Here is a 12,592-nt window from a genome sequence, read left to right on the forward strand (position 1 = left end):
ATGCGACCATTATTGACACAACTGCTGGGCGGCGCCGTGCTGGCCAGCGCCTGCGCCGGCATTTTTGCCGCCGAACATGAAGCAGCGCTGCGCCCGTTCAACCTGGCGCCATCGGCAGACCTGCACTACACGCTCAAGGCGCGCCAGAAAGGGCTGGCCCTGAGCGGCGAGGCCGAGGTGACCTGGCGCGCGGGCGAAGGCAAGTACAGCCTCGTCAACGAGACGAAAGCGCAAATGCTGGGCAAGATCCTCGAGACCCGCAGCGAAGGTACGGTCGACACCTACGGCATTGCGCCGGCGCAGTTTGTCGAGAAGCGCTTCCGCAAGGAAGCGACCACGGCGACTTTCGACCGTGGCGCCAAGACCTTGACTTTCAGTGCGGGCAAGGAAACCTACCCCTTGCTCGGTGGCGAGCAGGATCGCCTGAGCGCGCAGTGGCAGCTGGCGGCGCTGGCGCGGGCCCAGCCGGAGAAGTTTACGCCCGGATCGGAATGGCGCCTGTTCGTAGCGGGGCGCAAGGATGCGCAGCCGTGGTCGTTCAAAGTGGTCAAGCGCGAGAAGATTGCCACCGGCCTTGGTGAAGTCGAGGCGGTGCACCTGTCCAAGGCGCCGCCCCCCGGCGACAAGGACCAGACCGTCGACCTGTGGCTGGCGCCGGGTCACGACTGGTATCCCGTCCAATTGCGCTACAGCGATGAAGAAGGCGAGTTCATCGAGCAGACGGTCGACAAGATCAACAAAAAATAGCCGGTGTCAGGTCTGACATTCGGACACGGGCTCGACTGTCCTGGCCGGTGTCAGGTCTGACATTCGGACACGGGCTGGACAGGCCACACACGGACAGGCCCGGCCCGGACAGGCCCGGCCCGGACAGGCCCGGCCCGGACAGGCCCGGCCCGTACAGGCCCGGCCCGTACAGGCCCGGCCCGTACAGGCCCGGCCCGTACAGGCCCGGCCCGGACAGGTACAGACTAGACCGTGCGCAGTTGCTGGCGGGCCGGCTCTGCCAGCTCGCGCACCGCTTGCCGCAGCAACTCCGCCAGCAGCGTGCTCAAGGCATTCTCGTCGCCCGCCAACCGGTGCATGGTCAGGCTGATGCTTGGCAACGCCGGCAGCTTGCCAGCTACCGGATCGAGCAGCGCCAGGGTCGATGGCAGCCCGATGCGCGTGCGGATGGTCATCCCCAGCCCCGCAGCCGAGGCCGCCCACAGCGCAGACAGGCTGGCGCTGGACAAGGCACAGCGCCAGCGGATGCCGTCCCGGTCCATGGCTTCGGCGGCGATGTCGCGCAGCGCGCACGGCGCTTCCAGCAGTACCAGCGGCAACGGCTGGTCTCCGGCGGCAAGCAGTGGATCGGACCCGGCCAGCCCGATCCAGTGCAGCGGCAGGGTGGCCAGCCGTTCGCCGGCCAGCGCGGCCGGCGCCGTGTCCCACGTAATTGCCAGGTCGAGCTGGCCGGCCGCCACGCGCCGCTGCAATTGCGCGCTGCGCGCCACGCATACCTCGATCCGCGCATTGGGATGGCTGCGGATAAATTGTCCAAGCACATGCGCAAGCAAGGCTTCGCCCACATCTTCCTGCAAACCCAGCCGCACTTCGCCCGCCAGGCCGGCGCTGCGCAGGGCCAGCGCGGCCTCATCGTTGATTTCCAGCAGGCGGCGCGCGTAGGCCAGCAGGGTCGTGCCGGCGTCGGTGAGCGCCAGGCCGCGTCCCGCCTTGCGAAACAGCACGGCGCCCGCCTGGTCTTCCAGCTTCTTCAACTGGGCGCTGACAGCCGAGGTGGAGCGTCCCAGCTGCGCCGCCGCCTTCGCGTAACTGCCGAGGTCGATCCCGGTGGCAAAGGTGCGCAGGGTATCCAAATCAAAATTCAGCAGCCGCATTGATTGTCCTGTTTTATGGCACGATGGCTGCCATATTATCTGATATTCAAAACAGTCGGGCCGGCCGACAATCAAGTCTCCCATTTCTCAAGGAGCCATGTTGTCTGCCATCGCCACCCCTGCCGCGCCCGATCGCCATCGCTGGAAAGTATTGAGCGTCGGCGTTGCCGCCAACGCCAGTTTCGCCGCCGCCTTTTCCGGCATTCCCGCCGCCGTCGTCATGATGCGCTCGGCCTGGCGTTGGGCGCGATGGGCCTGGGCATCGCCTGCAGTGAATTTCCGTGGGGCGTGCTGACCGACCGCTGGGGCGACCGCAAGGTGTTGCTCACCGGACTAGGCGCGACCGCGCTGGCGCTGCTGTTGATGGCGCTGTGGGGCGCCCCAGGCGAGCACGGCGTTCCCGGGCTGGGGCTGGTCGGCGCCGGCCTGTTGCTGGTCGGCATGCTGGGCGGCAGCGTCAACGGGTCGAGCGGGCGCGCGGTGATGGTCTGGTTCAGCAGCGCCGAGCGCGGCATGGCGATGTGCATCCGCCAGACGGCGGTCCCGCTGGGCGGCGCGGTCGGCGCGCTGATCCTGCCGACCCTGGCGCGCGAGGCGGGCTTTGCGGCGGTCTACGGCCTGTTGTCGGCGTGCTGCGCCATCAGCCTGTTGCTCACCTGGACCTGGCTGCGCGATCCGGAGGCCAGCGCCACCGTCGTGAATGCCGTTGCCGCCGCCGAGGCCGCGCCGTCGCCGGACCGTGCCCGGCTGTGAGCGATGGTGGCCGCCATCGGCATTCTGTGCGCCCCGCAATTCGGCATCCTCACCTTCGGCACCGTGTTTTTGCACGACGTGCTGCATGCCGGCGTGGGCGCCACCACCGGCGCGCTGGTCGGCCTGCAATGCGGCGCGATGGCCATGCGCGTCTGGAGCGACCGCTGGACCGACCGCCACGGCAACCGCGCCGGGTTCCTGCGCGCCGCCACCTGGATCAGCCTGTTCTGCTTCGTCATGCTGGGATTGTTATCCTGGCTGCTCGCGCGCACCTTGGCGGACGGGCCGCTGGTGCTCGCAGCGATGCTGGTGGCGCTGGCCGTCAGCGGCGTGTGCGTGTCGGCGTGGCACGGCGTTGCTTATGCCGAACTGGTCACCCTGGCGGGCGCGCACAAGGCGGGCACGGCGTTGGGGATGGCCAATACCAGCGTGTTCGTGGTGTGTTTCGCGACCGCGTCGGCGATTCCCCACATCAATGCGCTGGCGTGTGGCTGGTTGGAGCGGCTTGCGCGGCGCTGGCCTTGCCGCTGTTTGCCCGCTCAGCTCGTGCCTGAATGCTCAGCTTGTGCCTTTTTCTGGCCGGCTCCGAATGTCAGGCCTTACACCGGGGGCTGCTACAGCCGTGCTTGTGTCCGAATGTCAGACCTGACACCGGCGGTATTGCTCAGGTCGTGTCCGAATGTCAGACCTGACACCGGCGGTGTTAGCGTTGTTTGATCTGGGTGTACGGATTGTCGACGGTGTCGCCGAACTCGGCGAGCGCGTCGTGCAGTTCGGCGGCGATGATGGGTGCCAAAGTCTGGGGATCGAGCGAGGTGGCGAACGCCAGCGCATCGGACAGCCCCAAGGTGCGAATAATGCTGATCAGCAGCGCGGTCGACGCCAGCGAACGCCGCTCCCACACGCCAATCGCAAACGCACTCAGGCGCTTCCGGGCCGCATGCGGCAGAATTTCAAAGGTTTGCCATTGCCTGTCAGCAAGTTGTGCCAGTGCTTCCATCATCAACAGCTTTTCCTGCGCGTCCGGCATCCCGTGCCTGAACGAGCGCAGCAGGGAAGCGAGTTCCTTTTCCACCTGCGGAGCCGGCAAATACTCGGGCAAAGCTGTTACCCGTTGCAACTCTTCGTGATTCACACATATCTCCTCTTAATGTTGTGATATTACTTTAGTTTCAATACTTCTTGCAATTGTGAAACAAGATTGCAAACCGGGTTGGTACATTTGGACAGATTGCCTTGGCTTAACTGATATACTGACGCCCCCAACGGCAGACCTTAGCCGGAAGCAAGAAACTGGTACCGGAACACGATGATGGAAACAACGGCAGGCGTGGCTGCAGAACCACTGACTTTAGGGCAAGACGACCACGACTCTTTGCAGGCGCATTTCCAGGCCGGCATTTCGGCTGACGAGATCGAGCAAGTCTTTCATTTGAAGCGGGCGCAACCGACCCTGCAAGCGTTCACCGCACTGTTCCACGGCGGCGCCGACGGCGTATTGATCCGCCTGCTGGTGCTGCGCGAACTGGCCGCCGATACCAGCACTACCGCGTTTTCGCGGGCCGACATCAACCAGAAGCTGGCCTATCTGTTGCCCGAAAGCCTGGAAACGGTGCTCACCCGCCTGCGTTCGCACAGCCTGCTGGCCTGGGACGCCCAGGCCGCCGTGTACCGCGTCACGCCCATGGCGCGCAATGTGCTCTCGTCGCTCGACACCCTGCTCTCGATGGGCCAGGCCGACGACGACGCCGAGATGGGCTTTTTGCTCTCGCAAGTGGCCGGCGCCCAGGCCGTGGGCGGCGTCACCGTGGACCAGCTCAAGCACTTGCTCGGGCGCCTGGTCGAACTGACCGAGGAATTTCGCGATGCGATCGCCTCCGGTTCTGAATTCCGCCTGCGTACTTCGCAAGCGAAGTGGCACATGGCCTGCGACTGGGTCGAGAAGGGCTCCGAGATCCTGCGCGCCATCACCAGCGACGAACGCGCCGATTCGGCCACCCACAAGGCCGCGCAAGCGATTGGCCGCGCCCAGAGCGCGCTGCTGAACATGCAGGGCATGTTCTCGCGCGCCTTGAACCAGATCGAGCGCCAGCGCGTGCACCTGGGCCAATCCGGCCTGTCGACCACTGACGTCAAGCGCTGGCTGCTGGCGCACGAGGACTTGTCGAGCCTGGCGCAGGGCGCGATCGACCGTCCGCTGATGCCGCTGTTCGTCACCCCGGCCGAAATGATCGACGTGGCCGAAACCGAACTGCTGGCCGAACGCGGCGCGGCTACCGGCCCGGCCGGCCTGCCGCAAGGCGAAGACGCGCCGCTGACGATTAACGACGGTCCGGCGATCCAGGCCGAACTCGATGACTGGCTGGCGCGCCTGGCCGATTTTGCCAACCTCGGCAACTTCCCCAGCTTCTCGGAGCACGGCCCGAAAACGGTGCCGATCCAGGACTCGCTGCTGCCGGCCAGCTTTGCGGTGGCCTCGTACCGCGCCTCGATGCTGCCGCTGCTGGGCGACGCCGCCGAAGCGAGCCTGCAGGGCGCCACGGCGCAGCTGGCGCGCCTGCCGATCACCTTCACGCCCACCGACGAGATGGTGCGGCTGAACGACCCGCACGTATTCGCGATGTCGATCGCCACCCTCTCACTTGATCTGGAAAGCGGCCCGGCCGATGATAAATGACGACTCCCAAATCCTGATTGCGCGCCTGCTGACGCATCAGACCCTGCGCCGCGACGACCGCCTGGTCAAGCGCGTGCTGTCCGATGAACTGTTCCGCGCCGAAGTCGACAAACGCCTGCTCGAATCGGGCCTCAAATTGCTGGACAACGTGTATGCCGACCATGTGACGCTGGCGCTGCACCGCGCCGTGGAACCGAAGATTTTCGGCGCCAAGGACATCTGGCAAAACAATAACTTCGGCCTCACGCGCGACGGCGTGGCGCTGCTGGTGGTGCTGTGGGCGCAGATCATCCTGCCCAAGCGCGAACGCCAGGAGACCCACCAGAACGCCGCCGACGACCAGAACGACCTGTTCGACAAGGACAAGCCGCTGCCACGCGCCGAAGACACCTCGATCGGCATTTCGTACACCGCGCTGCTGTCGGACTTCGGCGACAAGCTCGGTAAAAAGACGCGCATGGACATGAACCTGGGCGCGCTCTCGCGCATGGGCTTCATCGAACGGCGCGGCGACGTGATCCTCGAAGGCGCGCTGCTCGACCTGCTGATGGATACCGACGTGCTCAAGGAACGCATCATCAACGGCGCCCTGGCCGATGTCTTCAAGCGCGCGCCGGTGGTGGCCGTGCCCAAGCCGCTCGTGACCGAGGCTGCCAACGATGCCGACGCGGTAGCCGACGCGGTTACCGACGCCGTCTCGGCGGTCCATATCGAGCCGGCGGCCGATATCGATCCCGCCGCCGATACCCCAACCTGAGGCTAGCCCATGTTCCATATTAAATCGCTCGAACTGGTCCACTGGGATTACTGGCAACGGATCAAGAACATCCCGCTCGACGCCAAGATCATCACCATCGCCGGCCAGAACGGCTCCGGCAAGACCACCTTGCTCGACGCGCTGCGCACCCTGTTCGGCCTCGATTGCTCGATGGGCCGCACCTACAAGCACTACGCGCGCCACTCCGGCCAGCAGACCGCCTGGATTCGCTCGGTGGTCGACAACAAGGCGGTGGGGCGCCAGTTGTCGAACCGTCCGTTCCGCAGCTCCGGTTTTTTCAGCGACGATGAAGTCACCCTGTTCTGCAAGATCGAAAAGAACGGCGGCGACTGGAAGCGCCAGTACCTTATGCGTCCGGGGAATATCCAGATCGAGGAAGTAAGCGACGCCACCGACTGGCTCGGCGTCGAGAACTACCGCAAGCGCCTGCACAACGCCGGCCTGTCGCCGGCCATGGCCAAGGTGCTGGCGCTGGAGCAGGGCGAAACCGACAAGCTGTGCGAATACGCGCCGCGCCAGCTGCTCGACCTGGTGTTCCAGGTCTTCGGCGACAAGGAAGTGCTGGACGCCTACGACGAGGCCAAGCGCCATCAGCGCGACACCGAGACGGAGCTGAAGCGCTTCGAAACCGAGTTGGAAGCCTCGCGTACCAACCTGGAAGGCCTGCGCCTGCGCGTGGCCAATTACCACCAGTGGGAAGACCTGCACAAGGAGCGCCGCAATCTGCTGGAAGAAGTTTTGCCGAGCCTCGAATATCACGAAGCGCGCGAAAAGGCGGCCAACGCCAGCCGCGCGCTGCGCGAAGCCCGCAAGCCGATGGCGCAAGCCGACACGCAGCTGATCGAAAAGCGCAACGCGCTGGCCGCGCAGGCCAAGGCGCTGTCGGACGCGCAGCAGCAGGAGACCTTGCTGGAGCAGGAAGCGACCGCCCTGGGCAGCCGCCTCACGCAAGTGAACGCCAAACTCAAACCGCTCGACAGCCTGCTCGAACAGAAGGAGCGCCTGCAAAAGCTGGCCGCCGATTCAGGGGCGGACATCGCCGAAGTGGCGGCCCAGCTTGACCAGAAAGAGGCCGAACTGACGCGCCAGCGCCAGGCGCGCGACGCCCTGGCCAGCCGCATCCTGACCGAAAAGTCGACCATCTCTGCCTTGCAGGGCAAGACCGCGATGCCCGAGCCGGACGCCGTGCGCGCCATGCGCCGCGCCCTGCGCGACGACGGCATTGCGCACGCGATGCTGTCCGATATCGTGGAAGTGACCGACCCCAAATGGCAGGGCGCGGTCGAAGGTGTGCTGGGCGGGTATGCCTCCGTGGTGCTGCTCGAACGCCCCAAGGATGCGGCGGCCGCGTACAGGCTGGCCGAGAAGGAGCGCTATCGCCACTTCATCGTCCCCGAGTGCATCAAGGCGCCCGTGACGAAAGATGACAGCCTGCTGTCGGTGGTGCGCTTTTCGGCCGCCGCTCCGCCATGGCTGATCGACCAGCTGCAGCGTATCGAACGGGTCGACTCGGTCGAGAAGGGCTTCAAGCTGCACCGCGACGCCGAGTGGATCACGCCGGACGCGTATCACCGCGAACGGCGCGGCGGACGTTCGCTGTTCGTCGAAGTATCGCGCTACCGCTTCGGCACCGCCGGCCGCAGCCAGCGTATGGAAGCGCTGCAAAAGTCGCTGCCGGCGCTGGAAGCGCAGGAAGACGCGCTCACCATCACCGTCAGCAAACTCGCCTCGGAAGTGGGCGCGCTCAAGGCCCGTATCGCCGGCGTGGACGCGGCCAAGGAACTGGCGGCGCGCCAGGCCGAATTCGACGAAGCCCTGCGCGGCACCGTGCCGCTCAAGGCCGAGCGCATGGACGTGGGCACGCGCCTGGGCGAACTGCAGGCGCTGACCAAAGCGGCCACGGTGGCGCGCACGCGTGCCGACACGGTGTGGCAGAACGCGCGCATGACCCTGTCGGAGGCCGAAGCCGGCCTGCGGCTCGGCCACAAGCGCCAGATCGAACAGCGCGCCGACCATGCGCGCGCGCTGCTGGAACTGCGGCGCGCCTGGCGCCATCTGCCGCAAGGCTGGCGCAGGCTGGCGCGGCGCGCCGCGCTGGTGGCCGAACATCAGAATGCGCACCAGGTCGACCTGCGCGTGTCGTCGCTCGAACACAGCCTGGCGCGTGACGACTGGGAGCTCGATGCCACGGTCATCGACCAGCATCACCGCTTGAACGAGCAGTTGCAGGGCCGCCAGACCGAGACCGACGAGCGCCGTTACCAGAACAACCGCGCGATCGAAGCGACTGCGAACGCGCGCGGCGCGTATATCGAGCGGCTGCGCTACACCATCAAGACCTACAGCAAGAACATCAAGGAGCTGGGGGAACTGGCGGGGATCGAGGTGCATGCAGACCCGGTCAAGCTGGAGAACGAAGACGTGCAGCTGTCGCAGGCCGGCCTGCATGTGCGCTTCAAGTTCGACGGCAAGGACCAGATCGGGATGAACGACGGCGAAGCGTCGGGCGGGCAGCAGGTGATGAAGTCGCTGGTGCTGCTGATTGGTTTGCTCAAATCCGAAGACGGATCGGGCGGGTTCGTGTTCATCGACGAACCGTTTGCCCACCTGGATATCCGGAACATTCAGCTGGTGGGTGAGTTCCTCAAGAACACCGAGGCGCAGTATCTGATGACGACGCCGCTGACGCACAACACGGACGTGTACGACCCGTCGGAGTTGACGCTCATTACCAGCAAGAAGAAGAAAGACATGCCGTGGGCGCAGCCGATTTTCGTGCTGCAGCGGCGCGTGACGCCGGCGGTGGTGGCCTGACGGTATAGTTCTTTAGCCGCTAGCCGTTGATCCGTCGTTCCCGCGCCAAGGCGGCCCTCGGCGGGAACGACGTGGCTTTCAAGCCGCGTTAATCGCCTTCTTCAAGGCCCGGCGCCAGCGGATCAAGCCCGCCGAATAGGTCCCGAAATACCCCGCCGTCAGCCCCAGCGCCAGCAAGGTGATGAAACTGTCGGTGAACCCCGGCGTCGGCACGCCGCTGCCCTGGTTCGCATAAATCTCCACCCCGATATACATCACCCTTGCGAAGAACAGCATCGCAATGACCATCCCCAAACGCGCATTCGGCGTGAAGTAGCAGGTGTCGTTTTCGAATTTGGTCAGGCGCAGCCCCCAGATCCCGTAAGCGATGCCGGCCGCCGTGCCCACTCCCAGCCATCCCAGTAGCGTCGGCCGCGACATCACCTCCGACCCGGCCACCAGGATCATGGCCGCGAACACGCCCAGGCCCGTGTAATGGCGCGAGACGATCGAGCGCTGGCGCATCATCATGGCCTTGAGGCGCTGGTAAAAGCGCCACACCAGGAAGGGGGCGAGCACCAGCAGTGCGATAGTGGTAATTGACATGGCGTTTGCGAATCCGGTCCTGAAACACGCATTATAAACGCCCGTCGCAGCGCCTTGACTCCACCCGCCCTGCATACCGTACGCCCCGTAAATACGGGATAAGAGCGGATTGACAAGCCCGCCAGTAGTGCGCAAGATGGAGGATCGCCTACACCCGAGACTCCTCCATGCGCCACCGCCTCCCGATCGTCCCGCTGACCATGTCCCTGCTCGCCGCCGCATCGAATGCGCATTCCCAGTACCAGCTGCCGCCGGCGCAATTGCAAGCCATTGTCGACGCGCCGCGCGCACCGGCGCTGGGCCTGTCCCCGCAGCGTAACCTGGCCATGATGGTCGATACTCCGGCCCTGCCCAGCATCGCCGAAGTGGCGCAGCCCGAACTCAAACTGGCCGGCCTGCGCATCAATCCGCGCACCTATTCGCCGAGCCGCTTCAGTTTCGGCACGGGTCTCAAGCTGCTCGATATCGCGACCCAGAAGGAAATCAAGATCATGGGCCTGCCGCGCCAGCTGCGCCTGGCCGACACGGCCTGGTCGCCCGACCAGCGCTACCTGGCATTCACCCACGTTACCTATGCCGACCGCGATGGCGCCTCCGGCGTCGAACTGTGGCTGGTCGATATCAACACCCGCATCGCCCGCCGCCTGACCGCGCAGCCGCTGTCCTACCTGGCCGGCTCGGGGTTTTCGTGGATGCCGGACGCCAAAGGCCTGCTGGTGCACTTCAAGCCGATCGGGCGCGGCAAGGCGCCGCAAGCGACGGGCATACCGGGTGGGCCGATCCTGCAGGACAGCCAGGTGAGCGTCGGCGCGCGCCAGCTGCGCACCTACCAGGACCTGCTCAAAAATGAAGAAGACGCGCGCCTGTTCGAGCATTACGCCAGCTCGCAACTGGCGCTGGTCGACCTGTCGGGCAAGCTGCGCCTGATCGGCAACCCGGACATGTACACCGACGTCACGGTCGCGCCGAACGGCAAGCTGCTGCTGTCGTCCGTGCTGCAGCGCCCCTTTTCGTACGTGGTGCCGGCATCGGCCTTTCCGCGCCAGGTCGTCGTGCGCGACCTGACCGGCAAGCAGGTGCACCTGGTGGTCAACAAGCCGCTCGAAGAAGGCCTGCCGCCCGGGAACGACGCCGTGTCGGCCGGCGTGCGCAAGGTCAGCTGGCGCGTCGACGCCCCGGCCACCCTGGTCTGGGCCGAAGCGCAAGATGGCGGCGACCCGGCCAAGGCCGCCGAAGTGCGCGACATCGTCTATGCGCACGCGGCGCCGTTTCTTGGCGAGCCGGCCGTGCTGGCCAAACTCGGTTCGCGCTACGATCGGGTCGTGTGGGGCAATGGCGACGTGGCCTTGCTGGGCGAGGGCTGGTACAAGACGCGCGCCGTCAAGATCTGGCGCATCCACCCGGAACAGCAGGCGGTGGCGCCGGAGCTGCTGTTTTCGTACTCCGCCGAAGACCGCTACAACGATCCCGGTTCGCCCGTCACCATGCCCGACGCCGCCGGCCGTCCGCGGCTCGTGATCGGCGCCGATTCGACCATCCTGTTGGGCGGCAGCGGCGCCTCGAACGAAGGCGACCGCCCGTTCCTGGACCGCTTCAACCTCACCAGCAAGGCCAAGGAGCGCCTGTTCCAGAGCGAGGCGCCGTATTACGAAAGCATTGTCACGGTGCTCAGCGACGACGGTTCGCGCCTGTTGACCACGCGCGAGTCGCCTACCGAGCGCCCGAACTTTTATGTGCGCGACCTGAAACGCAGCGGCGCGGCGCAACTGACGGCGCTGACCAACTTCCCGCATCCGACCCCGCAGCTAAAGGATGTGCAGAAGGAGCAGATCCGCTACAAGCGCGCCGATGGCGTCGACCTGACCGCCACCCTGATGCTGCCGCCGAATTACGAAGCCAAGCGCGATGGCCCGCTGCCGCTGCTGATGTGGGCCTATCCGCAAGACTTCAAGAGCGCCAGCGCGGCCAGCCAGACCACCGGTTCGCCATTCCGCTTCAACGCCATCAGCTACTGGGGGCCGGCGCCGATGCTGGCGATGGGCTATGCGGTGCTCGATAACCCGTCGATGCCGATCGTCGGCGCCGGCGAGGCCGAACCGAACGACAGCTACCTGCCGCAGCTGGTCGCCAATGCCGAAGCGGCGGTCGAGGAAGTGGTGCGGCGCGGCGTGGCCGAGCGCCACCGCATCGCCATCGGCGGGCACTCGTACGGCGCTTTCATGACCGGCAATTTGCTGGCGCATACGCGCCTGTTCAAGGCCGGCGTGGCGCGCAGCGGCGCCTACAACCGCACGCTCACGCCGTTCGGCTTCCAGTCCGAAGAGCGCGAGTTCTGGAAGGCCAGGGACGTTTATCAAGCCATGTCGCCATTCAATAACGCCGACAAGATCAAGGATGCGCTGCTGCTGATCCACGGCGAGCAGGATAACAATTCGGGCACTTTCCCGATGCAGAGCGAGCGCATGTTCCAGGCCATGAAGGGCCTGGGCGGCACGGCGCGCCTGGTGATGCTGCCGAACGAAAGCCACGCCTACCGCGCACGCGAATCGATCATGCACATGCTGTACGAGACCAATTCCTGGCTCGACAAGTACGTCAAGAACGCCAAGCCGTAAACGATACAAGGGGCCGCTGATGGCGGCCCCTTGTAGACTGTCCAAGCGTACGGCCCCGCCGCGACGCTTGTGATAATGTCATCGCTCCACCAACCAGGAGCGACCCCCATGAACCCAGCAGCCATCGAAGCCCATCGCGCACCGGACCCGGTGCCGGTCGACGAGCCCTCTCCCGAGCCGTTCGACAATCCCCACCCGCATCATCCGCCCACCAGGCACCCGCAGGACGACGATCCGGTGCCCGACCCGAAGCCGAGCACCTTTTTCTGATCCGGCGGGACCTCAAGCCGTCGTTGGCGGCGCCGCCGGATCGCCGGGCGGCGCATCGACGCCCGGCGCATCGACGCCCGGCGCATCCGGCTCCAGCGGCTCCCCGTCCAGCAGGTCCTTGAGCGTGGTTCGGGTCACAAAGCGCGGCAGCGGCAAGGCCGTCCGCTCATCGTCCGAAACAAAGCGTACCTTTGCCGAGTCCTTGTTCATCTCATCTCTC

Annotated in this window: 10 protein-coding genes and 1 pseudogene; 7 read left to right on the top strand and 4 right to left on the bottom strand. The window is 65.7% G+C overall.

From position 1 onward, the window contains the following. Positions 1–747, top strand: coding sequence for a DUF3108 domain-containing protein (locus F2P45_RS05145; RefSeq protein ID WP_166871104.1), 747 nt, complete (start codon positions 1–3; stop codon positions 745–747). Between the two features lie 224 nt (positions 748–971). Here the strand turns inward: F2P45_RS05145 and F2P45_RS05150 are convergent, their stop codons facing one another. Then, positions 972–1,880 (bottom strand): LysR substrate-binding domain-containing protein, encoded by a 909-nt coding sequence (locus tag F2P45_RS05150; protein ID WP_166871106.1) that lies wholly within the window; start codon positions 1,878–1,880, stop codon positions 972–974. 97 nt (positions 1,881–1,977) lie between these two features. Between F2P45_RS05150 and F2P45_RS05155 the strand changes: the two are divergent. Next, a pseudogene (locus F2P45_RS05155) lies at positions 1,978–3,187 on the top strand (MFS transporter). A 149-nt stretch (positions 3,188–3,336) separates the two neighbouring features. Here F2P45_RS05155 and F2P45_RS05160 read toward each other — a convergent pair. Beyond that, positions 3,337–3,768, bottom strand: coding sequence for a hypothetical protein (locus F2P45_RS05160; protein WP_166871108.1), 432 nt, complete (start codon positions 3,766–3,768; stop codon positions 3,337–3,339). Positions 3,769–3,942: 174 nt separating this feature from the next. Here F2P45_RS05160 and F2P45_RS05165 point away from each other — a divergent pair, with 174 nt between their 5' ends. From F2P45_RS05165 to F2P45_RS05175, 3 genes are read left to right on the top strand one after another with little or no spacing between them, the layout of a single operon-like run. Beyond that, positions 3,943–5,310, top strand: a complete 1,368-nt coding sequence (locus F2P45_RS05165) for a hypothetical protein (RefSeq protein WP_166871109.1) — start codon at positions 3,943–3,945, stop codon at positions 5,308–5,310. Next, positions 5,303–6,067, top strand: a complete 765-nt coding sequence (locus F2P45_RS05170; protein WP_166871191.1) for a hypothetical protein — start codon at positions 5,303–5,305, stop codon at positions 6,065–6,067. The genes F2P45_RS05165 and F2P45_RS05170 overlap by 8 nt, the downstream gene beginning before the upstream one ends. A gap of 9 nt (positions 6,068–6,076) precedes the next feature. After that, a complete protein-coding gene (locus F2P45_RS05175; RefSeq protein WP_166871112.1) occupies positions 6,077–8,902 on the top strand; it encodes an ATP-binding protein in 2,826 nt (941 codons plus the stop codon). Between the two features lie 78 nt (positions 8,903–8,980). On the opposite strand, the gene F2P45_RS05180 is transcribed toward F2P45_RS05175, so the two are convergent. After that, positions 8,981–9,487, bottom strand: coding sequence for a CcdC protein domain-containing protein (locus F2P45_RS05180; RefSeq protein WP_166871114.1), 507 nt, complete (start codon positions 9,485–9,487; stop codon positions 8,981–8,983). A gap of 167 nt (positions 9,488–9,654) precedes the next feature. On the opposite strand from F2P45_RS05180, the gene F2P45_RS05185 reads away from it, so the two are divergent. Both F2P45_RS05185 and F2P45_RS05190 read left to right on the top strand, forming a co-directional pair. Then, positions 9,655–12,102 (top strand): S9 family peptidase, encoded by a 2,448-nt coding sequence (locus tag F2P45_RS05185; protein ID WP_166871116.1) that lies wholly within the window; start codon positions 9,655–9,657, stop codon positions 12,100–12,102. A gap of 108 nt (positions 12,103–12,210) precedes the next feature. Next, entirely contained in the window at positions 12,211–12,372 is a 162-nt protein-coding gene (locus F2P45_RS05190) for a hypothetical protein (RefSeq protein ID WP_166871118.1), read from the top strand. Between the two features lie 12 nt (positions 12,373–12,384). Here F2P45_RS05190 and F2P45_RS05195 read toward each other — a convergent pair whose 3' ends face one another. Then, on the bottom strand, positions 12,385–12,582 hold the full coding sequence (locus F2P45_RS05195) for a hypothetical protein (RefSeq protein WP_166871120.1): 198 nt from the start codon (positions 12,580–12,582) through the stop codon (positions 12,385–12,387). Positions 12,583–12,592: the final 10 nt, after the last annotated feature.

The organism is Massilia mucilaginosa (genome assembly GCF_011682145.1).
In the GTDB taxonomy this organism is placed as follows: Bacteria; Pseudomonadota; Gammaproteobacteria; order Burkholderiales; family Burkholderiaceae_D; genus Telluria_A; species Telluria_A mucilaginosa.

Coding starts and splice junctions, on each gene's coding strand:
- F2P45_RS05175 (WP_166871112.1), top strand. CDS start 6,077: ATGTTCCATATTAAATCGCTCGAACTGGTCCACTGGGATTACTGGCAA.
- F2P45_RS05180 (WP_166871114.1), bottom strand. CDS start 9,487: ATGTCAATTACCACTATCGCACTGCTGGTGCTCGCCCCCTTCCTGGTG.
- F2P45_RS05195 (WP_166871120.1), bottom strand. CDS start 12,582: ATGAACAAGGACTCGGCAAAGGTACGCTTTGTTTCGGACGATGAGCGG.
- F2P45_RS05145 (WP_166871104.1), top strand. CDS start 1: ATGCGACCATTATTGACACAACTGCTGGGCGGCGCCGTGCTGGCCAGC.
- F2P45_RS05185 (WP_166871116.1), top strand. CDS start 9,655: ATGCGCCACCGCCTCCCGATCGTCCCGCTGACCATGTCCCTGCTCGCC.
- F2P45_RS05150 (WP_166871106.1), bottom strand. CDS start 1,880: ATGCGGCTGCTGAATTTTGATTTGGATACCCTGCGCACCTTTGCCACC.
- F2P45_RS05165 (WP_166871109.1), top strand. CDS start 3,943: ATGATGGAAACAACGGCAGGCGTGGCTGCAGAACCACTGACTTTAGGG.
- F2P45_RS05190 (WP_166871118.1), top strand. CDS start 12,211: ATGAACCCAGCAGCCATCGAAGCCCATCGCGCACCGGACCCGGTGCCG.